General features: G+C 55.6%; 16 protein-coding genes and 1 pseudogene. 7 read left to right on the forward strand and 10 right to left on the reverse strand.

The annotated features are described in order from the left end of the window. Positions 1 to 12: 12 nt before the first annotated feature. Positions 13 to 1,407 carry a putative sensor domain DACNV-containing protein gene (locus EPD59_RS09180; protein WP_133272519.1) on the reverse strand — a complete coding sequence of 465 codons (1,395 nt, stop codon included), beginning with the start codon at positions 1,405 to 1,407 and terminating at the stop codon, positions 13 to 15. 78 nt (positions 1,408 to 1,485) lie between these two features. Here EPD59_RS09180 and EPD59_RS09185 point away from each other — a divergent pair, with 78 nt between their 5' ends. Beyond that, on the forward strand, positions 1,486 to 4,203 hold the full coding sequence (locus EPD59_RS09185; protein ID WP_133272520.1) for a polynucleotide kinase-phosphatase: 2,718 nt from the start codon (positions 1,486 to 1,488) through the stop codon (positions 4,201 to 4,203). 205 nt (positions 4,204 to 4,408) lie between these two features. Here EPD59_RS09185 and EPD59_RS09190 read toward each other — a convergent pair whose 3' ends face one another. The 3 genes and pseudogenes from EPD59_RS09190 to EPD59_RS09205 all read right to left on the reverse strand — a co-directional run bounded on the left by EPD59_RS09190 (position 4,409) and on the right by EPD59_RS09205 (position 8,405). After that, complete coding sequence (locus tag EPD59_RS09190; RefSeq protein WP_133272521.1) at positions 4,409 to 5,407, reverse strand: S41 family peptidase; 999 nt, start codon at positions 5,405 to 5,407, stop codon at positions 4,409 to 4,411. 199 nt (positions 5,408 to 5,606) lie between these two features. Then, a complete protein-coding gene (locus EPD59_RS09200) occupies positions 5,607 to 6,101 on the reverse strand; it encodes a hypothetical protein (protein WP_133272522.1) in 495 nt (164 codons plus the stop codon). A gap of 589 nt (positions 6,102 to 6,690) precedes the next feature. Further along, positions 6,691 to 8,405: pseudogene (locus EPD59_RS09205) on the reverse strand (M28 family metallopeptidase). 143 nt (positions 8,406 to 8,548) lie between these two features. Here EPD59_RS09205 and EPD59_RS09210 point away from each other — a divergent pair. The 6 genes from EPD59_RS09210 (at position 8,549) to EPD59_RS09235 (ending at position 16,562) form a co-directional block, all read left to right on the forward strand. Then, a complete protein-coding gene (locus EPD59_RS09210; RefSeq protein WP_133272523.1) occupies positions 8,549 to 9,310 on the forward strand; it encodes a nucleotidyltransferase domain-containing protein in 762 nt (253 codons plus the stop codon). A 29-nt stretch (positions 9,311 to 9,339) separates the two neighbouring features. Then, positions 9,340 to 10,416 (forward strand): DNA polymerase beta superfamily protein, encoded by a 1,077-nt coding sequence (locus tag EPD59_RS09215; RefSeq protein WP_133272524.1) that lies wholly within the window; start codon positions 9,340 to 9,342, stop codon positions 10,414 to 10,416. Between the two features lie 152 nt (positions 10,417 to 10,568). After that, on the forward strand, positions 10,569 to 12,098 hold the full coding sequence (locus EPD59_RS09220) for a hypothetical protein (RefSeq protein WP_133272525.1): 1,530 nt from the start codon (positions 10,569 to 10,571) through the stop codon (positions 12,096 to 12,098). After that, positions 12,092 to 13,228: a hypothetical protein gene (locus tag EPD59_RS09225; RefSeq protein ID WP_133272526.1), complete on the forward strand. Its 1,137-nt coding sequence runs from the start codon at positions 12,092 to 12,094 to the stop codon at positions 13,226 to 13,228. Before EPD59_RS09220 ends, EPD59_RS09225 begins: the two co-directional genes overlap by 7 nt. Beyond that, positions 13,189 to 15,834 (forward strand): carboxypeptidase-like regulatory domain-containing protein, encoded by a 2,646-nt coding sequence (locus EPD59_RS09230; protein ID WP_133272527.1) that lies wholly within the window; start codon positions 13,189 to 13,191, stop codon positions 15,832 to 15,834. The genes EPD59_RS09225 and EPD59_RS09230 overlap by 40 nt, the downstream gene beginning before the upstream one ends. Before the next feature lie 23 nt (positions 15,835 to 15,857). Continuing rightward, positions 15,858 to 16,562, forward strand: a complete 705-nt coding sequence (locus EPD59_RS09235; protein ID WP_133272528.1) for an alpha-2-macroglobulin family protein — start codon at positions 15,858 to 15,860, stop codon at positions 16,560 to 16,562. Between the two features lie 134 nt (positions 16,563 to 16,696). Here EPD59_RS09235 and EPD59_RS21815 read toward each other — a convergent pair whose 3' ends face one another. The 6 genes from EPD59_RS21815 to EPD59_RS09260 form a co-directional block, all read right to left on the reverse strand. Beyond that, positions 16,697 to 16,876: a hypothetical protein gene (locus EPD59_RS21815; protein WP_205703508.1), complete on the reverse strand. Its 180-nt coding sequence runs from the start codon at positions 16,874 to 16,876 to the stop codon at positions 16,697 to 16,699. Continuing rightward, positions 16,840 to 17,349, reverse strand: coding sequence for an alpha/beta hydrolase (locus tag EPD59_RS09240; protein ID WP_205703509.1), 510 nt, complete (start codon positions 17,347 to 17,349; stop codon positions 16,840 to 16,842). Before EPD59_RS09240 ends, EPD59_RS21815 begins: the two co-directional genes overlap by 37 nt. Before the next feature lie 103 nt (positions 17,350 to 17,452). Further along, positions 17,453 to 18,286, reverse strand: coding sequence for a ring-cleaving dioxygenase (locus tag EPD59_RS09245; RefSeq protein WP_317128503.1), 834 nt, complete (start codon positions 18,284 to 18,286; stop codon positions 17,453 to 17,455). A 316-nt stretch (positions 18,287 to 18,602) separates the two neighbouring features. Next, entirely contained in the window at positions 18,603 to 19,292 is a 690-nt protein-coding gene (locus tag EPD59_RS09250) for an RICIN domain-containing protein (RefSeq protein ID WP_133272529.1), read from the reverse strand. A gap of 17 nt (positions 19,293 to 19,309) precedes the next feature. Beyond that, on the reverse strand, positions 19,310 to 20,572 hold the full coding sequence (locus tag EPD59_RS23195) for a hypothetical protein (protein WP_133272530.1): 1,263 nt from the start codon (positions 20,570 to 20,572) through the stop codon (positions 19,310 to 19,312). A 902-nt stretch (positions 20,573 to 21,474) separates the two neighbouring features. Then, positions 21,475 to 23,811, reverse strand: a complete 2,337-nt coding sequence (locus EPD59_RS09260; RefSeq protein ID WP_240731688.1) for a glycoside hydrolase family 127 protein — start codon at positions 23,809 to 23,811, stop codon at positions 21,475 to 21,477. Positions 23,812 to 23,828: the final 17 nt, after the last annotated feature.

Genomic DNA, 23,828 nt, shown 5'->3' on the forward strand with positions numbered 1-23,828 from the left:
ATCCAGCTATTACTAATCCTCCCGGTGCTCACTTGCAATAGGCTGGGCGAGCTGCTTGTCAAGGTCATTTTTAATGTGAAGCGGCCTGCTTATTTTTTCGCTTTTAATAAATTGTTGCACCTTGATATTTTCCCAGATAACTAATTTATCTTCTACTCTGGTAATGGCGCGAATATCTCCGTCTTGGGAAATAACAAACCCCAAACTACCATTATTATTCCAGCAGTAAGAAAACATAGAGCAGTGCCGGGTGCCAAATTGATTAGGACTAACGGCCGTGACTTTATCATCACGCACGGTAGCACTTCTGCACACATACACGTACTGCGGTAAAGGCTTCGACCGAATAACGGTGCCAAAACCTTTTACTTTTAAATCGGTGCTGAGCACCACCAAACCATCAATACAGGATAGAGAAGAGATGAATCGGATAGCGCCTTTTATTTCGTCACTTGTTTCCTTTTTCTTGGCCTCCGATACGTTTTCGCTTACATACAACGACACAGGAACCAAGTTTTTCTCGTCCTTGGAGAATTCATTGGCAATAGCATTCGAGTACTTGTAATGCGAGATATTAAGCTGAATATAATTTATAATCGCCTTGCATAATCGGTCGTAGGACAACTCGTGTTTCACATTTAAGCCGGCTTTTTTGTAAGGCGTTATTAAAAAAGCCCCCCCGTGATGATAATTCTGGGTTTTGAGCAAAATCCGCGACAAGGACTGAATAATAGAAGTTTCGATGTACTCATCCCAGTCTCTGGGATCTTCATCTTTATATTGTTTTTTGATATAACTTCTAATTGCCTTTTTGTAAGGCTCGGAAAATGATTTCAGGATATTATTTACGGTGCCTTTTCTAAAGACATCGACATAATTACTGATTAGCGTGTTCTGCTTCAGGGTGGCAATTAGCTCGTAATCAAGCATTACATAAATGCTACCGATGTCGGATATAGTAGTCTGGAAAAATCCCGGTTGCTCGGAGCCGGATTCGGTTTCGTAATTCAGAAAGTCCTGGTAGTGCACTGCTTGGTCGATCATTCCCCAGATAAACAGCTCATTATTGGCGTCGTAGTACACGGCCAGCGACGAACTCCAGGGGTCGGCGGCTTTCGACAGCTTCACGATGTTCTTGACGGTGAAGGGAATGCGCTTGCGGAAGTGGATATAATTCCAGCGGTCGGCCACGATGCGCTCGGGCGGGGTGGGGTCGGGGTCGGCCGGATCGATGAAGGTGACCGTAACCTTAATTAGCTGGCCTTCTTCCGTTTTGAGACTCGTAAAAAACAGGTTCTCGAACAGATGATGTAATATGCTCTCGCTGGGCTGCGGATAGTTCGTCTTCGTTAGCTTTTTGTAAACCAGCCTAGCTAAGTCGTGATATGTGGAGTTTATATGTGCCATCGTATCGTGCCGAATAAGCTAGAAACCCGTTAACGTTGCCAAATAAGCTATTCCTAAATATACGCCTGCTTTGCGCTTATGGCTCTGACTACCCTAAAACTTCCCGAACTCTCGCTGATCCTGCTCATGGGTACGTCGGGGGCGGGGAAGAGTACGTTTGCCCGTCGGTTGTTTAAAGACACTGAAATCGTGTCTTCCGACTACTGCCGGGCCCTGGTGGCCGATGATGAAAACGACCAATCGGCCACGCCTGATGCCTTTGCGCTGCTGCAATACCTGGTGGGTGTGCGCCTCAAGCGCGGTTTGCTCACGGTAGTGGACGCCACCAACGTGCAGCCCGAGGCCCGCAAGGTGCTTGTGCAGCTGGCCCGCGACTACCACGTGCTGCCCACCGTCATCATTCTCGACGTGCCCGACCGCCTGGCCGAGGACCGCAACCAAACGCGCCCCGAGCGTCGGCACATGCCGCGCCACGTGGTGCCCCAACAACGTCAGCAGCTGCGCCGCAGCCTCAAAACTCTCAAACAGGAAGGCTTTCGCCATATCTTCCACCTGCACGGTGCTGAGGAAATCGACGCCGTGCAAACTATTCAGCGCGACCCGCTTTACAGCAACCGCAAGCACGAAACCGGCCCCTTCGACATCATCGGCGACGTGCACGGCTGCTACGATGAGCTGGTGCAGCTGCTCGATAAGCTGGGCTATGTGGTGGAAGCAGAGCCGGTGGTGGACGTGCGGGATTTGGGCGTGCGGGTGACACGCCGCTCTGGGCCTGCTGCTGAAGCGTCAGGAGATGCCTCAGGAGAAGATAATAAGCCCATGGCATCTAGCTCTGCATCCTTTCAAGACGGAGCTAGGGCAGAGATTAATAGCGCTGAACGCCGTGTCATCTTCCTCGGCGACTTAGTTGACCGCGGCCCAGCCTCGCCGCAGGTGCTGCGTCTCGTAATGCGCATGGTGCAGGATGGACTGGCCCTATGCGTGCCCGGCAACCACGATATTAAGCTGCTGCGGCATCTGGGGGGCAAAAGTGTGAACGTGCAGCACGGTTTTGCCGAGACGCTGGAGCAGCTCGCCGCCGAATCGGATACATTTAAAAGCCAGGTGCGGCAGTTTCTGGATGGGCTCGTGAGTCATTACGTGCTTGATGGCGGCCGTCTGGTGGTGGCCCACGCCGGTATGCGCGAGGAAATGCAGGGCCGCGGCTCTGGCGCCGTGCGGGCGTTTGCGTTGTTTGGCGAAACGACCGGCGAGATTGACGAGTTTGGCTTGCCTGTGCGCTACAACTGGGCCTACGAGTATCGGGGCCGCGCTATGGTAGTGTACGGTCACACGCCCGTGCCTGAGGCGGAGTGGTTAAATAACACCATCGATATTGATACCGGCTGCGTGTTTGGCGGTCAGCTCACGGCCCTACGCTACCCCGAGCGGGAGCTAATAGCCGTGCCCGCCGCCCGCGTGTACTGTGAGCCGGTGCGCCCGCTGAATTACCGCGCTCTGCAACTGCTAGAGGCCACCCAAACCGACCTCTCCGCCCAACAGCAGCACGACGACTTGCTCGACATCCGCGACGTGACGGGCAAGCAAATTATCCGGCCGCGCCTGCTGCCGTCGGTTACGATTCGGGAGGAAAACGCCGTGGCCGCCCTGGAGGTGATGAGCCGCTTTGCCCTCAACCCCAAGTGGCTGCTGTATTTGCCCCCCACCATGTCGCCCACCGAAACCTCGCCGCTGCCCGACCTGCTGGAGCACCCCGCCGAGGCCTTCGACTACTTCCGTCGCCAGGGCGTAGAGCGCGTGGTGTGCGAGGAAAAGCACATGGGCAGCCGCGTAGTGGTGGTGCTGGCCCGCGACGAGGACGCTGCGCGCCGCCGCTTCGGGGTGGTAGGCGAGGGGCTGGGCAAATGCTACACCCGCACCGGCCGCAACTTCTTCACCGACCCCGCTCTAGAAGCTGCCTTCCTCACCCGCCTGCAAGCGGCGCTTACGGGGGGCAATTTTTGGGAGAGATTCCAAACCGACTGGCTTTGCCTGGATGCCGAGCTGCTGCCGTGGTCGGCCAAGGCCCAGGAGCTGATCAAGAACCAATACGCCGCCGTGGCCGCGGCCGCCGACGCTGCCCTGCCACTAGCCGAAGCCACGTTAGCCCAAGCCGCCACCCGCGGCCTTGATGGCGTGGAAGCCCTGCTGGCCCGCACCTCGGCCCGCCGCACCGCCGCCACCCACTACGCCGAGGCCTACCGCCGCTACTGCTGGCCCGTCGAGAGCCTCGACGATTTGCGTCTGGCACCCTTTCACCTGCTGGCTACCGAGGGCCGCACCTACTTCGATAAAGACCACGCCTGGCACATGGAAACCCTGCGCGCCCTCAGCCTCTACGACCCCGGCCTGCTCCGCGCCACCACCTACCACGTGGTAAATCTGCAAGACCCCGCCGCCGTGGAAGCCGCCACCCAATGGTGGACCGACCTCACCGACGCCGGCGGCGAAGGCATGGTGGTAAAGCCCTACGACTTCATTCCCGCCACTAAAAAAGGCCTCGTCCAGCCCGCTCTCAAGTGCCGCGGCCGCGAGTACCTGCGCATCATCTACGGTCCCGACTACTTGCTGCCCGGCAACCTGGAGCGCCTGAAGGAACGAGCCGTAAAAGCCAAGCGCAACCTAGCCCTGCGCGAGTTTGCCCTCGGCGTGGAAAGCTTAGAGCGCTTCGTGGCCGGTGCCCCGCTGCGGGAGGTACATCAGTGCGTATTCGGCGTGCTGGCGTTGGAAAGTGAGGCCGTGGACCCGCGGTTGTAATTCAGGACGAAGGATTGTAAGACGACAAAACTATAGTCCATTACTAAGACCACCCATTTGTCATCCTGACGCAGGAAGGACCTTATCACGTCAGCGCGACTCGCGCTGACGTGATAAGGTCCTTCCTGCGTCAGGATGACAAACGAGTAAGGGGTGACAAATGGGTGAAACTAGCGGCTTTTCTTCAGCCACTTCAGCGCCGCGGCTACTTTGGCGTCTTGGCGCAGGTCGGTGAAGTTGTCGCCGCCGGTGATGAGCACGTCGGGGTGAGGCTGGTTTTGTAGGTGGTTTTGTTGCGGTCGGTTTCCAGTAGGCCGGCGATGGTGAGGTAGGAGGAGCCGCTGATGCGGTAGCTTTCGTTGGCCGTGGTAGCGCCGTAGGTGGGCTCACCGAAGAAGCGGATGGCGGGCCGGCCTTTTAGGCTGATGGCCACAATCTCGCCGGAGCTGGCGGTCATGCCGCTGAGCAGCACGGCAATGGGCTTGTCGGTGCGTTTGACGGGGCAGCGGTTCTGGAGCGTGGTTACCTGCAATGTATCCATGTAGAAGTTGCCTTGCTTGAGGTACCACTGCTGATCGGGCTTGCCGTCCTTGTCCACAAAGCCCCCCAAGTGGCCGTCGCCGAGCAAGGGCGCGATACCGGCCAGCATAGGCGCCATGGCCCCGCCGTCGTTCAAGCGCAGATCAATGATCCAGGCCTTTACCTTATTGGAGTTGATGCGGCAGAGCGAATCCTGCACCACTTTCGCCGCGTCGCGCATGGCTTGCAGACTGCCCCCAGCATTGATGCCCGGCAGCTGAATATAGCCGACGTTGTTGGGGAGCATTTTGACCAGAATACCGGGCTTTTTAGCCAGTGCCTCCTTCACGGCGGCGTTGGTGTAGGCTGGGCGGGCGGTGTTGCGCCACTTATAGGTTTTACCCTTGTAGGTCAGCCAGCCGTGGTCGTCCTTGAGCTGCTCGAATACATACGGGTAAATCGGCAGCAGCTCCCTCACCGATTGGGCTCCCTGGGCTTTCTGGTACACAGTCTGGCGCAGCTGGAACCAATCGACGGTGCTGCGTTCGAGCGAATAGGTTTCCAGCAGCGTCAGACTCTTGTCGAGAAAAGTTTGAACGGAATCGGGGAGCGGGGCCGGCGCGATTTGGCAGTGGGCCGCGTGGGTAGCAGCCGTAAGGAGCATCAGTAGCCAGAGTTTCTTCATGCAGCTAAGATGCGGGTTGTGGCTGGAGGGTTGTTTAGGTGTGTCTGATTTCTACTAAACAGGATAAAGCATCTCCTAGCCGGCGCCCCACTGCGGAAGGTGCACCAGTGCGTATTTGGCGTGTTGGGATTGGAGAGTGAGGCTGTTAGGTATGCGTTGTCATAGGTAGGTATTAATTGGACAATATGTTCTCAATTACTTAATAATAGCTAATCCGAGCTCTAGGAAATAACTGCACCACTATCTGGTGGACCTCATCCCACAGTTGCCTTTGTAATGGGTTATCTGTCCCATATTTCATCCATACCCATTTTCTGCTGTCTGTTTCTTCTTTTCCAGTAGAATCAATGGCAACGAACTTGCCCGCAATTACTATGTTGCTAGAATTATTTTTCGGCTCCACTGTTACCTGTAATGCTAAACCAACTATGTAATTAACCTTTTTAGATTTCGTATATAAAAACCAGTTTTTACTACTAGTATCCCTCATTCCATAACCCATATTTGTCAAACCTCGCAGCAAATTTTCGTAAGCTACTGCTGCACTGTCGGGGGTGCTTACAATTATCCAAGAGGCATTTTGAAATGCGACGTTACGTGGTGGAGGCAGTGTAATGCGAGAGTGTGTACTGATGCATCCTGTTAAAGTGTTAATGCAAACCAACAATAGGAAAGCCAGAATTAATTTGTACATATAAATGATAAGGAAGCTGTTTAGAAGCCAAAAAAAGCCAGCTTGTGTAAGTTCTACCGATTCGCTGAACGGATCCTATGAAGCGGTAAAGTTTATTTACAGCTTAACACAGCAAATTAAATCTTGAAATAGGCTGCTGTATAATGAAGTTTATAAGGTTCAGGTACTAGTAGGTTGAACCGTTGAGCAAATGTGTAAAAGCAGTCAACTTTTGCTTTATAAATACTGACTACTCGCAGAGCGTCACCCTTATATATGGCAAGGCGATAATGCCAATCATGACCGGTGGTACTTGGGCTTTCGTAATTTTCTTGGATAGCAGATAAGTACGTTTTGTCGAAGGAGGCGAATAGCCATCTTCGCTCACTCGTGGTCAACCTTTTTGTGTAAAGTGTATCTGTAGCTCCCACGGATTCATCTCTTACAACAAGAGAATCGGAGGTAATTATATATTTCCTCTCAGTTGCTAGATAGGCTGTCTCCTCAATATGAAGCAGAGTAACTGCCTTAGGTTTTGGAGGGGTTGGAGCACGTTGAGCTATTCCCGTGAACGGTAGTGCGCACGTCACCAAGACTAACAGTATTTTCATTACTTCACACTCATACTCTTATCCCGCGCGCCCTTAAACTCCGACCCCGCTTTCCACTGCGGAAACGTCGTTTCTCCGGCTAAGCGCTGACCTACGCGGAAGTACAGCTGCGCGTCTTGAGCGATGCCGGATAGGTCCCATTTGGGGTCGAACTGGTCGGCGGGCTTGTGGTACATGTTGGTGGTGTAGTTCTGGCGCTGCTCAGCGATGTACTCCTTGCCACGGGTGCGGCTCTCGAAGCCACCGCTGGCGTAGAGCGAGGGCACGCCGACGTGGGCGAAGCTGAAGTGGTCGGAGCGATAGAACATGCCGGTTTCGGGCGTCTGATCGGGGAGGATGTAGCGATCTTGTTCCTTAGCGGCGGCGCGGGCGTACTCCTCCAGCTCCGACTGGCCGTAGCCGATGACGGTCAGGTCCTTCATCTTGCCGTAGGGCCAGAGCATGTCCATGTTCAGGTCGGCCACGGTTTTGTTGAGCGGAAACACCGGATGCTGGGCGTAGTAAGCCGAGCCCAGCAGGCCCTGTTCTTCGCCCGTCACGGCCAGAAACACGATGCTGCGGGCGGGCTTCTGGGGGCTTTTTGGAAGGCTTCGGCAATACTCAGCAGGGCAGCGAGGCCAGTGCCATCGTCCACAGCGCCGTTGTAAATGGAGTCGCCAGCAATGGCTTTGCCCACGCCAAAGTGGTCCCAGTGCGCCGAGTAGATGATGTACTCATTGGGACGAGTAGTGCCGGGTATCATCGCCAGCACGTTGCGGCTGGTCTGGCGGCGCAGCTTATTCTGAATGCTGGCTGAAACCGTGAGGCCCGCGAGTGGGCGAGGACGGAAGCCTTTCTGATTAGCAGCGGTGTAAAGCTGGTCGTAGTTCTGGCCAGCGGCTTGGAAGAGGCGCTTGGCCGCGTCGAGCGTCAGCCAGCCTTCAATGGCGCACTTGCTGGCGCCTTTGTCGGCGGTTTGGGCGCGCAGTTTAGGGCTGATAGCCCCGCTCAGCACCACCGACCACGGGTAGGCGGCCGGCTTGGTGTCGTGCACGATGAGCACGCCGGCGGCGCCTTGGCGAGCGGCTTCCTCGTATTTGTAAGTCCAGCGGCCATAGTAGGTCATGGCCTTGCCTTTAAACAAGGTGGTATCGGTGCCTGCGTTGCCGGGGTCATTTACGAAGACCACTACGGTTTTGCCTTTCACGTCGAGGCCGGCGTAGTCGTTCCAGCCGTATTCGGGGGCCACCACGCCGTAGCCGGCAAATACCAGCGGCGAGTTGGTGACGGCTACCTGGGGCTGCTCGCGCTGGGTGAAAGCTACAAAATCGGTCTTGTATTGCAGGTTCAGGCTTTTGCCGTTGCCCTTGATCTGCATGGTAGCGGCCGGGGTGCCGGTTATTTCCACCAGCGGCACGGCCTGAAAGTAGCTGCCATCGGGGCCGGGCTTAAGGCCAAGCTGCTTGAATTGGTCGGCCAGATACTTAGTGCTGCGCTCCTCGCCCACGGTAAACGGCTTGCGGCCCATCATCTCATCCGACGACACCGCTTGCAGGTACTTGCTGATGCTAGCCGAGCTGATGGTATCGGTAGAAGCGGCGGTTTCGGTGGTGGCGGTAGCTGAAGCTTCGGGCTGAGAAGCCTCGGTAGTGTTGGAAGCGGGTTGCGACTGGCAGCCGGCTAGCGCTAGGCCAAGCAGCCCAGCAGCGGCAACAGAACGAGTGATGTGTAGCATGTGAGTATGGCTGTTTAACCTCGAAGTCCAAATAGCGAATTTCGAGGGAATTGAGGACGGGCTGGCAAAAAGAAATTCGATTTATCAATAGTAGCGGATATTCGCTTACGAATTCTACGCCCAGATCCTTCATCTTGCAGCCTATGCACGCTCGTATCCAAACGGCTCTCACCCAACTCGAAGCTACCCACAACGTTCGCGTCCTCTATGCTTGCGAGTCAGGCAGCCGGGCCTGGGGCTTCCCTTCGCCCGACAGCGACTACGACGTGCGCTTCATCTACGCGCACCCCACCGACTGGTACCTGACGCTGGATGAAGGGCCCGATACGCTCAACTTCCCCGTGGATGAAGAGTTCGATTTGGCCGGTTGGGAGCTGCGCAAGGCGCTGAAACTGCTGCGCGGCTCCAACGCAGCGTTGTTTGAGTGGCTACAGTCGCCGGTAGTGTATCGGGAGGCGCTGGATTTTCGGGCGGCGTTGCAGCCGTTTATGGGTGGATGCTTTAATCCGCGGGCCGGTTTACACCACTACCTGGGCCTAGTGCGACGCGGAGTGGAAGATGATTTGACGGGCGAGGAGGTGCGGCTGAAGCGGTTATTTTACGCGTTGCGCTCGGCCCTTGCGGCCCGCTGGATTCGGGAGCGGCCCGCCGATTTACCCCCCATGGAGTTTCGGCAGTTGCGGGAGCTACTGCCGGCCGCGTTGAATGCAAGTGTCGATGAACTGTTGGCCTGCAAAGCCACGGCCGATGAAAAAACTACCGTGCCGTCGCCGTCGGAGTTACTGATGTTTTTGCGGGAGGAATATGAGGCTAGTCAAGCGGTGCGTAATACATTGCTAGTTCCGGCTGCTGGGGCCGTTTCAGGGGTGGATGCATTATTTAGGCGATTGGTAAAGAAGGCTTAACGTGAGGCCTCACGTCACAAACAATCTCTATGACCATCTCCGACCTGCGCCAGCGCGGCCTGATTCTTTTTGAAGCCATCAGCGGGAGCCGCGCCTACGGTACCCATCTGCCCCACTCGGATACTGATTTGAAAGGCGTATTCATTCTGCCCGAAACCGAGTTCTACGGCCTCGACTACGTGCCTCAGGTCGCCAATGAAACCAACGACGAGGTGTTCTACGAGCTGCGCCGCTTCGTGGAATTACTGCTCAAAAACAACCCCACCGTTCTGGAACTGCTGGGCACGCCTCCCGACTGCGTTATTTCCCGGCATCCGTTGTTCGCGGCATTTCGGGCCGAAGATTTCCTGTCGAAGCTCTGCCGCCAGAGCTTCGCCGAGTACGCCGTGGCCCAGATTCGGAAGGCGCGAGGCTTGAATAAGAAAATTAATCATCCCGAGCCGCCCACCCGAAAGTCGGTGCTGGACTTTTGCTACGTGACGGTGGGCGCCGGGGCGCAACCGGTGCAGCTGTGGCTCGCGCACCACGGCTACAGTATTGCCCAATGCGGTCTAGCCAACGTGCCCCACCTTACGGATTTATACGCGCTGTTTGTCGAGGATAAAAAAGCCCCCCACGGCTACCGAGGCTTGGTGCGCGACCCCGAAACCTCCCAGGATGTGCTGCTGTCGGCCGTGCCGAAAGGGCAGGAGCCAGTGGCGTACTTGAGCTTCAACCGCAACGGCTACAGCACTTACTGCCGCGTGTTTCGGGAGTACCACGAGTGGGTAAAAAAGCGCAATGCGGAGCGCTATGAGAACACGGTGCAACACGGCAAAAACTACGACGCGAAGAATATGCTGCATGTATTTCGACTCCTGCAAATGGCCGAAGAAATTGCCCTCACTGGTCAGCTACACGTGCGCCGGCCCAACCGAGATTTTCTGCTGCAAATTCGGCGAGGCGAGTTTGAATATGAAACATTAGTGGAACAAGCCGAGGCGCTGGTAATGCGCGTGGAAGCTGCGTTTGCCGCCTCCAATTTGCCGGAAGCGCCAGATAAACAAGCCGCCGAGCAACTGCTGATTCGGATGCGGCAGGATTGGTACTCGGCAGCAAGCCGGTAGCCGAGTGGTGCCACAACTCCAAAGGCACCACTCCACATAATTTTTTTTCGTGGCAGCGTGTGGAAAAAAGCCCCCCAGGGCATCATCCTCACGTCGGCCGGCGGATAGCTTGGGCTCGACCAGTTTTCTGGCCCATCTAACCTGCCTCGCCTATGTCTCGACACCTACGCTTCGCCTTTGTATTGCTGTATTTGTTGAGCTGGCAGTCGGCCGCGGCCCAGCAGCGCCTAGCCCAGGGCCGGCAGCGCAGCTACTACACCAAAGTCTTTCGGCTCACCGACGCTCAAACAGTGCGGCTGTATCAAAAAGGATTGGCGGCTGCAAAAACTAGCTTTTTCACCCAGCCCGTCGATTCGTTTCTTACCGACAGCCTCCGCCAGTGGCGCCGCCCGTTGCCGGTGGGCTACTACCTGGTGGCGCACACCGAGGGGCCACGCCTGGTGTACTGGCTGCGCTCCGTGACTGACCGCGAGGTGGTAGTACTCGACAATCAGGCAGATCTGGCCCTGGTAGTGCGCGATACGACTGGCCAACTGCTCGATGGGCAAGCCCAGGTGAGCATAGGCGGGCGCGAACTGCCGTTTGATGCCGCTACGCAGAGCTTCCGTAAGGCGCGGGGTGGGCGGGGCGGCATTGTGGCCGTTACCCAGGGCGGGCGTACGACGTATCATTTGCTCAACCGAACGTTTCCCTCCAAAACCCAGCACACGATCCGCAACGTGGCTAATCGGGTGGTGTTTGGGTTTCCGCTGGGTTACCTCACGGGGCCCGTGCGCAACTTTGTGCGCAGCCTCAAGAGCTTCAGCTACACGACCACGGGGCTGGTGGGCTTGGTGCGGTCGGTGTTTGATGAAGACGTGCGCGAGGAGCGCCAAAACCAGCGCGAACAGCGGCGCGAGCAGGCCTGGACGCATTATATGGTGTTTAGCAAGCCTCGCTACCGCCCTCAGGGCGACACGCTGCGGCTGAAGGCGCGGGTGCTGCGCCGCCAGGGTGGGCGGCCCTATACCAAGCCGCTTACTTTGTGGCTGAGTAGCAGTGGCAAGGACAAAAAGCTGGCTGTGCTTCGGCCCGAGCGGCCCGGCTCTTACGTCTACGAATTGCCGCTGACGGATACGCTGGGCCTGCAAAGTGGCCGCACGGTGTATGTGCGGCTAGACGATTCGCGCGAGGTTACCCTGGCCAGCGGCGAGTTTCAACTGGAAGATTATGAGTTGAAGAACACCCGTTACACCCTGCGCGTGGCCGAAACCGAGCAGCGCCGGGGCACACCGCAAGCCTTATTTCTGCGCGGCACCGATGCCAATGAGTTGAACCTGCTCGATGGGCGGGTGCGGGTGGCGGTGGTGCCCACGCAGGTTACGCGCCTCGCTTTGCCCGTGGTGTTTGTGCCCGACACGCTCTGGACGCACGCCCAACCGCTTGACGCTTTGGGTGAAACGCGTCTGAATTTGCCCCCCAACGTGCTGCCCGCCGCCGACTTTAACTATCGCGTAGAAGCCACCTTTCTCAACTCCGATAATGAGCGCCACGCTGAGCTGGCCAACGTAACCTGCCGCCTCGACCCCGGCCAGCTAACCGTGCAGATCCACAACGATTCGGTGCAGCTCCGCTTTCAGCAGGCCGGCAAAAATGCCCCCAGAGCGCCACACTTGAGATTTGGCCTTCCAGTTCCATGCTGAAGCAGCCCTTGTTTAGCGGCCCTGTGCAGCTGCCCCTGGATTTGCCGGTGCAACCCCAGGCTGCTCGATACCTCCTACGTGACGCTACTGGCCGCACTGCCGAATTGAGCCTGACGCCCGCTAATGCCGCCCTGGCCCTGCGCTCCGACCGTACCCACGATTCTATTTTTGTGGCCATGGACAACCCGCACCGGCTGCGGTTCTGGTACTTTTTGTATCGGGGCAACGAGTTGGTGCGCTGGGGCTACAGCACGGAGTTGAACATAGCCGAGCGAGCCAGCAACCCGGAGCCGTGGTTTGCGTCGGTGCAGTACGAATGGGGCGGAGAAATGCGTACCGATGAGTACAGCATTCCGCTGCTCCAGCGCCAGCTGCAGGTGCGCGCCGAGCAGCCCGCCGTGGCGTATCCCGGCCAGCGCATCCGCCTCACGTATCATGTAACGGATGGCGGGGGCGCGCCCGTACCCAACGCCGACCTTACTTCCTACGCCTACACCAGCAAGTTTCGGAAGCCCGAAGCTCCCGAGCTGCCCAGCTTTGAGCCGCCTACCATGGGCCGCCGGGCTGGGCGGCGGTTTCGGTTGGCGGAGCAGTTTGACAATAAACCAGATCAAACCAGCCAAAAACCGCTCGATTGGGCGCAATGGCGGGCGCAGTTGGGGCTCGATTCGTTGGTGTTTTATCAGTTCCTTTATCCTGAGTTTGGGGTGTTTGGCGAATACCGCGCCGCGCCGGGCGGCCTGACCCAAGTAGCGCCCTTCGTAGTCGACTCGGGGCGGGTGCAGCCGGCGGCGGCCGTTTACCTCGATGGGGTGCCGATCTATATTCGGGCCCTCAACCACACCGAGCCTTATGCCTTGGTGGCCGACAGCGGCTACCATACCCTCAGCGTGCGCACCGCCACCCGCCTCATTACGCTGCGCGGCGTGTACCTGCAACCACGCCATAAGCTCACGCTCAGCCTCGACCTGAACTACCCGCGCCCTGACATGACGGTAGAAGAGCGCCCCGCTACGTTTACCAGTCTGGAGCAAACGGAGCTAAACCGGTATGTGCTGCCCGTAAGCGTTGCCAATTTGCCCCCGGCGCGGTGCCCACGCTCCGGCAGGGGACCCGTTTGCAAGTGCTGAGCTACCGGCATCGTGTACAGCATGACTATCGAAACCCGGTGTGGCTGGGTGGGCCGTTTCGGGCCGACTCGATGCTGTACCGCGAGGGGAGCGGGCTGCGGCAGAAGTTTTTGTTTGAGCCCACCTACCGCTACACTTTCGCGCCGGGCCTGCTCAAGCAAACCAGCGTGGAGCCCTACCACTTCGAACGCCTGCCTAGCTATAGCTACGCTGACTCTATTCCCTTGCGCGGCTTTGCGTACACCGAAGCGGCCGTGCGCAAGCTCCAGGAGCTGTCTATGTTTCAACCAGCTACCACCCGCGCCTGGAGCTTCGTGCAGCTCGATGATACGGTGCAGACCCGCGCCGGCCAAGGTCGGCTAGTGCTGTGGGCGCCGCCTGTGGAAGTCGCTGCCCAGTCGAAAGTGCCTGATTTGCCGGTGGTTTTATACACGGTAGTTACTCAACCCGGCCAGCCCAAATTCCACCGGTTGCTGCGCGGCTTAATGCCCATACAGGGCCTGAAACCGGGGATATACCGCGTGGCTGTACTTCTGGCTGATAGCACCTGCTTAGTGCCCGCCGATGTGGCCGTGCGAGCCGGAGGTACAACCTACGTACAGCTTCGGCGCACGCACCGGCAGCCCAAAGGCCCTGTAAGCCGGCGAGTAGGTCGTTTTATTAAGGCTCGCACAATGCAGTCGACTGCGGCGGAGCAGCCGGCGGTGCGCACGTACAAAGTCCGGGAAACCTCAGCGGCGGAGCGGCGGGGGTGGCTACTCGTGCGCGGCCGGGTACGGGACCAAAGTACGGAGGAAGGATTGCCGGGCGTCACGGTACTGGTAAAAGGTACGGATGTCGGCGTTTCCAGCAATGCGGACGGCAGCTTCGAGGTGAGCGTGCCACATGGCGGCACGCTCGTTTTTTCCTCTGTTGGCTATGTTTCGGAGGAGCGTGTGGTGTGGGGGCGGGAGTTGGAAGTCGATTTGAAGGGAGATACTAAGCAGCTTTCGGAAGTGGTAGTAACTGGTTATGCGGAAATGAAGCGCTCTAATATGGCATACTCAGTTTCGTCAGTTATGACTGGTAGAATAAGTGGCGTTTCTGTCCGAATCCGAGGTAACGCCAGCCAGCCGATGACCACGCTCCCGCTCTTCATAGTGGATGGGTTGCCTTTCAATGGTCGGGTCGAAGACATGGACCCCGCTTCCATTCTTTCTACCACCGTGTTAAAAGGTGCACAAGCAACGGCGCTTTACGGTTCCAAAGCTGCGGGCGGGGTAGTCATCATTAAAACCAAAGCCACCAAAAAGCCCCGTTCCCTAACCGATCCCACGGCCACCGTCGACGCCGATAACACCCTACCCGACGGTCGCGACCCGCGCCTAGCCCTGCGCCGCCGCTTCTCCGACGTCGGCTGGTGGCGCCCCAACCTGCTCACAGATGCTCGCGGTCAGGCCACTACCGATGTCACCCTGCCCGACGATGTAACCAGCTGGGATACTTTTGTGCTGGGTTCCGACGACCACGGCCGCACCGGCAGCGCCACTGCTAGCTTGCGCTCTTTTAAAGGCTTGATGAGCGAACTGGCCGTACCGCGCTTCCTCGTGGCCGGCGACAAGGCTCAAGTGCTGGGTAAAACCCTCAACTATCTCCCCGACACGGCTCAGGTCACGACCAGTTTTCGAGTGGATGCCACTGTGGCCCGCACCACGCGCCGTCAGGTCATCACCTCTGCCTTGGATACGCTCACCGTCACGGCCCCCGCCACGGCCGACTCGTTGCAAGTCACGTTTAGTCTGCAAAAACCGGATGGCTACGCCGATGGGGAAGTGCGCACGGTGCCCGTGTTGCCGGCCGGTACCCGCGAGCGGGTTGGCACCTTTGCGGTGCTCACCGCCGCTGACACGACAATGCAGCTGACTTTTGACCCCAAATTGGGCGAAACCACCGTGCGCCTGGAGAGCGACCCGCTGCCGCTGCTGCTGGAGGAAATTCAGCACGTGCAGCAGTATGCTTACCTCTGCAACGAGCAGGCGGCCTCCAAACTCAAAGCGCTGTTGCTGGAGCAGCGTATCCGCGCGTTTCTGCACCAGCCGTTTACCCACACCAAAGACGTAAACCAGCTGATTCGGCGACTGCGCCAGGGACAGCAGAAGCCAGGATTGTGGGGCACCTGGCCTACCTCACCCATAAGTGCTTGGGCTACTTTACATGTACTAGAAGCTTTGCTGGAAGCCGAAAAACAAGGCTATAAGGTGCAGTTCGACCGCGACGAAGTGCAGATTTATCTACTCAAGCAGCTGGACCTAAGCTTCGCCGAAAAAAGAGATGTAGCCTTCGCGGGGGGCTTTTTTACGATTCCCGACGACCGTCTGCGCCTCTTGCAGCTCCTGCACCGCCTGGGCGCACAAACCGATTACGCCACCTATATCAAGCGCTTGGAGCGCGGCCGTCAGGAGCTGGATAGCTATCTGGCCCTCACCCATTTGCGGCAGGAGTTGAAGCTGCCTTACCAGTTGGATAGTCTGCGGCGCTACCGCTTTACTACCCAGCTCGGGGGGCTTTTTATGAGGATACCCTGCGAACGAGCACCTATTATCGCCATCTGCTCAATAGGCGAGTAGGAACTACCTTACTGGCGTATCGCGTGTTGCGGGCCGCCGGTGGGGGAGGGGAGGAGCTACTGCGCATCCGCACGTATCTGCTGAATCAGCGGCGCGTGGGGCACTGGGCCAGCACCTATGAGGCTGCCCAGATTCTGGAAACCATCGGCCCCGACTTGTTTGAGACCGGTCGGGCCACGGTAGCGCGGGTGCAGCTCAGCGGCGGCCTCAATCAAGAGGTCACTCAGTTTCCTTTTGAGGCGAAAATGCCCCCCAGTGCCGGTTCGCTCACGCTGCGCAAGGAAGGGCTGTTACCGGTATACGCTACCGCCTACCAGACTTTCTGGAACCCACAGCCTGCCGCCCTCGCTACACCCTTCCGCGTAACGACTGCGCTAGCGGGCCAAACAGGTACGCAGGTGAAGCTTAGGGCTGGGCAGCCTGCGGAGCTAGTTGTAACGGTAGATGTAGCCGCAGAGGCACGCTATGTGCTCATAGAAGTACCTATCCCGGCCGGCTGCTCCTACGGCAACAACAAACCGGGCAATTTCTTCGAGGTGCACCGCGAATACCTGCGCCACCAAACCGGCATTTTCATCGACGTACTGCCCGTGGGCCGCCATACTTTCCGTATTGCTCTGCAACCGCGCTTTCGGGGCCGCTACACGCTCAATCCCGCCCGCGCCGAACTTATGTACTTCCCTACTCGCTTCGGCCGCTCGGCCAGCAAGCAGGCCATCGTGGAGTAACCTAGAAGCCTAATTTTAACTATTATGATTTTGATAATACAGCAAGAGAGCCCCGGAATTATTCCGGGGCTCTCTTGCTGTGTCACTTTACTATTTGATGTCTATTAATCAATATATCAAACAGATATGCATGATTAAGCAAAATGCAGCTGATACCAACTAGCGGCCTGTGCTACATCCTGAGGAGTGAGGTTGTGGCCGGCGGGTGCATCGTAGCGCGTGAGTTGGAAGCCCCGACTGGTAAGCAGGTTTGCGTAACGCTCAGTGGCAGCCGGGTCTACGGTAGGGTCGCGCTGACCGGGCGCAAAAAACACCGGCACCGATTTCTGGGGGCATTTTTGGCATCGTTGTTTGCCGTAGGGGCGGCAGGTGCTTCACGCAGAGGCTGCATAGGGCGTAGCAGGGCCGCGCCGGCCAACAGCTCTGGGTAGTGTAGCAATACGCTTCCAATGAGGTTAGCTCCGTTCGAATAGCCTAGCGCCACTAAGTCATGTAAGTCAAAACCCTTCTGGGGGGCAATTTTGTGAAGGAACTCCACCAACTCATGCGTGCGGAAGCGGACATCGTCTTCATCGAAGACGCCCATGCCCAAGCGGCGAAAGAAACGAGGCATACCATTTTCCAACACATTGCCGCGCACGCTCAGCACATTAAAGTCCGCACCAAGCTGGGTTGCGATTGGTAGTAGATCTCGCTCATCTCCGCCTGTGCCGTGGAGCAATAATAACGTCCGGCTGTTCGGCTGCTCTGCGGCCCGGTAAATGTAAGTAAGAGGCTGGTAATCCATAATTAGCTGATAACTGGTAGCTGCGCTTCAATCTGGGCCCGACGGCGTTCGTACTGGGGCGGCAGCAGCAGATGCGTACCAAGTTCCGCCAGCGGCTCGTCGATCATAAAACCGGGATTGTCGGTGGCAATCTCAAACAAAATGCCCCCGGCTCCCGGAAATACAGCGAGTGAAAGTACTGGCGGTCAATCTGCTCCGTAATATTCAGGCCGCGGGCCGCAATCTTCTCACGGAAGCGCATTTCGGTGGCATCATCGGGCACACGAAAAGCAATGTGGTGCACCGAGCCACCGGCCACGTGCCCCCGGGCCTCGCCGGGCGCTTCTACCAGGTCGATAATAGCCGCGCTGGGCACAGCATCAGTAGCGAAGCGGTAGCGGTTCACGTGTTGCTCTACCAGCTTGTAGCCAAAAACGTCGGTCAGAATCTCGGCGGTGCCTTTGATGTTCGTCAGGGTGAGGGTCACGTTGTGAAAACCCTTCGTCGCTACTGCGTCGCTCACCTCTGCTGTGGTCCAGGGCGTGCGTGGGTCGGGGTTTTTAGCTACGGTCAACTCCAGCTTCAGGCCATCGGGGTCGAGAAAGGTGAGGTAAGGCTCACCGAATTTTTCGCTAGGCTTATTGAAAGTCACATTGTGCTGCTCAAAGCGCTTCATCCAGAAGTCGAAGCTGCCCTCAGGTACAGAGTACCCAATTTCGGTGGCCTGGCCAGTGCCACGCCGGCCGGGCGTCATGTGTTGCCAGGGAAAAAACGTCAGAATGGTCCCCGCTGAGCCCACCTCATCACCAAAGTAGAAGTGGTAGGTGCTGGGGTCGTCAAAGTTGACCGTCTTTTTCAAAAAGCGCAGCCCTAACACTTTGGCGTAGAAGTCATAGTTGCGCTGCGCATTGCTAGCAATGGCCGTGATGTGGTGCAGGCCGAGAATCTGATTCGACATAAAACGTAAGAGTTGAAGGTGAACAGGGGGTAAACCAATGCAACACGAAAAAATCTAGCATTAAAGCTAAAATCCTGAAACATCTAGCCATAAGCATACGTAAAAACCATCAGTAGCGCCACTTATGGGAGTCTGGGGCCTACTGATTGAATAAAAGTGACAGTGAACCAGCGTAAGAGTAAAGTTAGTGTTAGCACGTTAGAAGTATAGTGCATTGCAGTAGTGAGGTGGAATTATAAAGCAACAAAAAACCCCTCGCTAGGAGGGGCTTTTGTAAGAAGAATTAAAATGGTAGGAGACGCAGAGAAGAGAGATACTACTTAACTTCTAAGCGCTGCGAGCTGATCTTTCCTTTCTCGCCTACGCGCACTTGATACAAACCACTGGCTAGGTTTTGAATGTTCAAACGCTGAGCTAATGCTCCACGTTTCTCCATAACCGTTTTGCCAGACTGAGCAACGATTTGAACGTAGTCGGTGCCAGTTGGTAGCATCACGTAATCAGAAGCGGGGTTTGGATAAACAGCGAGGTCGTTTGTGGCTTTAGCGGTAGTAGCGCTGCTAGAAGCAGTTATATTGCTAGTGCTCACGGCGCTCAGAGTAGAGTTAGAGCTAATGCTTGAGCCATCACGTACTAGCACCCAACGCTGAGCAGTTGAACCGTTATCGTCCCACTGCTGTACTTTGGCGCTATTGTACGTGTTGTTGTTATCTACGTCGAGCACTTTGTTGGTGCCTTTGTGCATGAGCTTGAAGCTGCCGTCGCCGTTGCGAGTGATGATCCAACGCTGGGCGGTTGAACCATTGTCGTCCCACTGCTGCACTTTAGCACCATTTTGGTCGCTATTGTTATCTACGTCAAGTACTTGGTTAGTGCCCTTGTGGGTCAGCTTGTAGGTGCCGTCGTTCTGAAGAGTGATAACCCAACGCTGAGCAGTCGAACCATTGTCGTCCCAAATCTGAACTTTGGCACCAGCGCGGTTGCTGTTGTTATCTACGTCAAGCACTTTGTTCGAGCCTTTGCCTACAAGCTTGTACGTGCCACCCGATACGATTTCGCTGCTGCCACCTGGATTTGGTGCTGGAGCGGGAGCAGGGGCTGGACTCGGAGCAGGGGCTGGAGCGGGGCCGGAGCAGAAGATCCTGAAGTTGGGCCTACTACTACACCATTAACACGTAGCTTAGTTTCCCACAGTACGTACTCAGCTTTCTCAGTATCCCGGGTAATCAGGAAGGGCAATTCTACATTCAGCGAGTAGTTATGACGCTCATTAGCGTCGGGCAGGTACTGGTCATTGCGCTGGCGGTCACCGTTGGTGCTGCGGTTAACGTAACCTACAGTGTTGTTGTAAGCTCTGTTATTGTAGAAGATGTCATTGCTGCCACCCGACTTCATGATGTAGATACCAACGTTGTTGCAACGGATGTAGGTACCATCGGCCAAGTAACCCGAATTGATAATCCGGTTGTTGTAGAACTCCATGTCGTGACCAGCCGATACGCAGATACCTTGGGTACCAGTGCTTACGATGTGGTTATCAAAGGCCTTCATAAAGCCTGGTGCTGCATCCATGTCGCTGGTGTTACCATCGCCCATGTTGATGCCGCCCCCGCCATAGTCCGTTTCTGAACCTGGATTGCTTGGGTATGCACCCTGAATGTAGTTGTTGTGGATGAGCATTGGGCTGTCCGACGTACCGTTGGACAAGTAGAAGTTAACGTTTTCTTCTACCCGGCTCTTGTAAGGCTCGTTGATTACTTGGTTCCAAGCAATCTCTACGCCTCTTACGTGACGTACACTGTTGAACTGTACAAACTGTACACGCTCCATTCCGCCATTGCGGGTACGGCCATCGATGTTGCTTACTTTATTGTAAACAATCTTTACCGTTTCGTTACCCGACTGGTTGCCTTGGTAGTGAGCCAAATAAATACCTGAAGTGTGATCGAGGTAGTTGTGCTCTAGGCGAATGTTCTTGAAATTGTTCGCATCTAGGAAGCGACCATACCGCACATTGTCCTGGCTAGGAGTCATGCCGTAACCATTCGAGTTACGAACAGTTAGGTTGATGCCGGGGGTATGAGCACGAATCAAAATGCCTCGACTACGAATATTCGCATTTTCAATAATTACCGGCTCAGAAGTTTCTACACTTACAGCGGGTGTATTTGAGTCGTTGCTCTCCCAGTTACCAGAATAAGTACCACCTCTGGAGATAACAAAAGGACCTTGATAATCTTGTGCGGAGCTGGTGTAAGCACCGCCAGTTAGGAGCAGGAGCAGCAAAGAAAATAGCGTCCAATGAGATGTTGCTCGGCGTGCAGGAACGGGGGTAAGGTGTCGGATGTGCATTCGCAGAAAGGGTTGAAAGAATAAAAGTGAACAATCCAGAGTGAACAAAACTGACCAGCTTAGGTGGGAGTCGACTGGTTTATAAGTGGCAATATTACTAGATAATCACTTAGTCAAAGCATTAGAACAAAAAGTTGCACATAGTGGAAACACCATAAATGCTCCTGTGCAGCTAGACGGGAAAAGCCATAATACGTACACTAAAAACGCCCCTCAGAGCATTCTGGGGGGCGTTTTTGTAATATTATGTAAAGTAGATCTTGCCTTTTTATTACAAATGAAACGGGTTTAAAGGCTAGGTTTATATGCAAATCGACATTATAAGGTTCACAGTATAGGGAATAATTTATATTGAAATACGCCGTGAAAATTTTGGACTGCAAAACCGGGAGAAAGATAATTTTAGACAGAATATGCTAAAGCTCTTTTCAAGCTATTCACCAGTTTAGTGTAGGAAATATTTTCCGGTTAGTTACCGCCTAAAATAGCTAGCTACTGTTGAGGTTGTTGTTGGCCTGTTCTTCTATTAATCTGAACAGTGACTGCTAACTCTTATTAATCTTATCTGCATGCCTAATAAATGAATTTTACCATGCTCGCATTTGTATGTATCGTAAAAGTCATATTTATGGTGATTGAATTAGTGTTTATAAATGAGATATTATATATATATTTTAGTAGATGGTAAGTATATACATAGGTTTTTGGAGGTGAAAAACAGCCTGTATTAAGCCCATCCTTCATCCCAACTTTCCATAAAGAATTAGGTGCAAAATCAGGCGACTTGCTTAGCAGCAAAGTGAGCAGGCTGGAACGCATTGTGCAGTTTTAACTGCTTATTCTGCTTTTAACAGACGTACATAGTACACGCCACCTGCCGTAGATCCATTGTTCGCTTGGAATCTGACAGTAAGCACCTCCGGTGCGGATGCTATTACTTGGGGCGGAAGCTTGTAGTCTACCTCAATGAACTTATCACCGCCGAGGCCTTGCAACGATTCCTTCTTCAGTAGTTTACCATTGACTAGAATGGCGAAAAGGCGGTTTTTATCAGCTCCGTAGTAAGTGACGCGTAAAGTGTGCGCGGCATTTCCCTTGTTTTTGAAGTTGTAGCTAAACCAGCCCTTGGCCTGACGCCAGTGCCGATCCTTGAATACACCAGTGTCGGTTTGCTCCCCCTGAAAGCCATGATCCGACTCGGGCTGCTGCTCACCGGGCGCGACCTGATCGAGTGTACGTGCCTCTAAAGCCAGCTTTTCAGCTTCCTTTAGCTGCAGAGCTTGTTTGCGGGTAACTAATTCAGTGGGAGTAGCCACGGGCCAGTAAATCATGTAGCGCGCATCATGGATCCGGAAAAAAGGGACCAATTCCACGTTCCGGAAGCGTTCAGAATCAATCAAGGAAGCGGCGCTGAAAGTTAGCGGCTTACCGGCCACAGGCTTGATACTCGCTACCACACTCTGTGGATCGGACGAAACCAGTACGGGCGCCTCATCGAGTGGGTAGGAAGGGCCGTTGGCAACATGACCCATGCGGCTGTCATCTGCTCGCAAACCCGGCATATCGGTGGTGTCGGTAATGGCGGCTAATACGATGGGGCCGTGCACGAAGGATACCCACGGAGATTTATCCGGCAAAAACTCGGCTTTGGTTTCCATCGGCAAGGCCACGCTCACTACGTCGCCCGTCTTCCATTTGCGGTTGATGGTTAGATAGCCGGGGGTGGAGGTATCGTATTTCGCAGCGCGTCCATTCACGAGTACTTGGCGGGTACCTGGTTTAAGCCAGTTGGGTTGCCGGATGTGCAGGGCAAAACGGCGGGTTTTTTTTAGCTGCAGCTTTAGGTTGGTTGTTTCAGCAAAGGGAAAACGTGTGTCCTGGATTAGGGATAGGCCTGCTTCGGACCAAGTGAGGCGGGAGGGAATAAATAGATTAACAAACAAGTCCTCCTTCGTGTGAGCATAAATCAGCTCGCCGTACTTGCCGTGGTTTTCCAGACCCGAGCCCACACAACACCAAAAGCTTTCCTGCGGCTGGGAATAGACGCGGTAGTGGCGGGGTCGCATGGGCGTGAAGTACACGAACCCGCCTTTTTCGGGGTGCTGTGATGAGAGGATATGGTTGTAGAGGGCGCGCTCGTAGTAATCTATATAAGGAGTGGAGGCGCTGGTGAGGTACAACTGCTTCGATAGCTTCAGCATGTTGTAGGTGTTGCAGGTTTCGGGGCCTTCCTTGCCTTCCAGCATGGCCGTGAAATCCTGAGCGGGGTGAAAATGCTCGCTCACGCTGTTGCCACCAATAGAAACGGTGCGCCGCTCCACAACCGTTTTCCAGAAGAACGCAGCCGCGTTGCTCCACGCTGTGTCGCCGGAAAGCTCGGCCACGCGCTCATAGCCTATTACCTTCGGGATCTGAGTGTTCGCATGAAGGCCGTTCAACTCATCTTTGCCCCCCAGCAGCGGCTCTAGTATAGAACGGTGCGAAAACCGACGAGCCAGGGTCAGATACTTTTTGTCGCCGGTGATTTCCGCGACGTCGGCTAGTACTTCATTCATGCCGCCGTGCTCGCTGCGCAGCATATCCTGAATTTGGGCGTCGGTGAGCGAAGCGGTCAAGTCAACGGCCCAATCGGCGAGCTGCACCAGCATGTCTTTAGCCTTGGTGTTGCCCGCAAACAGGTAGGCGTCGCGCAGGCCCGCGTAGGTTTTGTGGATGTTGTACCAAGGCACCCATTTATCATTGAGCGAAAAGCTGCCCGCGTTGATTTTGCCCGCTTTTATCTGCGCCCACATTTTTTGCCCCCCTGGCGTCCCGCCGAGGTAGCCATTGCCGTTGCGTTGCTGACATAGGGCCAACTCATCTACCATATAGGTCAGCCGCCGCCCAACTTCGGCGTTACCGGTGGCCGCATACATATAAGCTAGGGCCGAAAGGTAATGGCCGCCAATATGGCCATCCAGGCCCGTATTTTCCCAGTTGCCATAGCTCGGCGCACGAGGAGGTAGCCCCGCTTCTCGCTGATAGGGCGCCAGCAGCCTGTCGGGGTTCATAGCCAGGATATATTGCAAGTCGGTTTGCTGTGCCGCCCGGAACGGGCTTTCGGTGAGCTCCACAGCCGATAGCGGAAAGCTTTGCAGCGGCAACACTTGGCTGTGACCTACGGTGACAGCCACAAATAGCAATCCTATGC

The sequence above is a fragment of the Hymenobacter radiodurans genome (assembly GCF_004355185.1).
GTDB classification, from domain to species: Bacteria; Bacteroidota; Bacteroidia; order Cytophagales; family Hymenobacteraceae; genus Hymenobacter; species Hymenobacter radiodurans.

What these genes read in the sequence shown, in the direction of transcription:
- EPD59_RS09180 (WP_133272519.1), bottom strand. Translation starts at nt 1,407, where the DNA reads ATGGCACATATAAACTCCACATATCACGACTTAGCTAGGCTGGTTTAC.
- EPD59_RS09185 (WP_133272520.1), top strand. Translation starts at nt 1,486, where the DNA reads ATGGCTCTGACTACCCTAAAACTTCCCGAACTCTCGCTGATCCTGCTC.
- EPD59_RS09190 (WP_133272521.1), bottom strand. Translation starts at nt 5,407, where the DNA reads ATGAAGAAACTCTGGCTACTGATGCTCCTTACGGCTGCTACCCACGCG.
- EPD59_RS09200 (WP_133272522.1), bottom strand. Translation starts at nt 6,101, where the DNA reads ATGTACAAATTAATTCTGGCTTTCCTATTGTTGGTTTGCATTAACACT.
- EPD59_RS09210 (WP_133272523.1), top strand. Translation starts at nt 8,549, where the DNA reads ATGCACGCTCGTATCCAAACGGCTCTCACCCAACTCGAAGCTACCCAC.
- EPD59_RS09215 (WP_133272524.1), top strand. Translation starts at nt 9,340, where the DNA reads ATGACCATCTCCGACCTGCGCCAGCGCGGCCTGATTCTTTTTGAAGCC.
- EPD59_RS09220 (WP_133272525.1), top strand. Translation starts at nt 10,569, where the DNA reads ATGTCTCGACACCTACGCTTCGCCTTTGTATTGCTGTATTTGTTGAGC.
- EPD59_RS09225 (WP_133272526.1), top strand. Translation starts at nt 12,092, where the DNA reads ATGCTGAAGCAGCCCTTGTTTAGCGGCCCTGTGCAGCTGCCCCTGGAT.
- EPD59_RS09240 (WP_205703509.1), bottom strand. Translation starts at nt 17,349, where the DNA reads ATGGATTACCAGCCTCTTACTTACATTTACCGGGCCGCAGAGCAGCCG.
- EPD59_RS09245 (WP_317128503.1), bottom strand. Translation starts at nt 18,286, where the DNA reads ATGTCGAATCAGATTCTCGGCCTGCACCACATCACGGCCATTGCTAGC.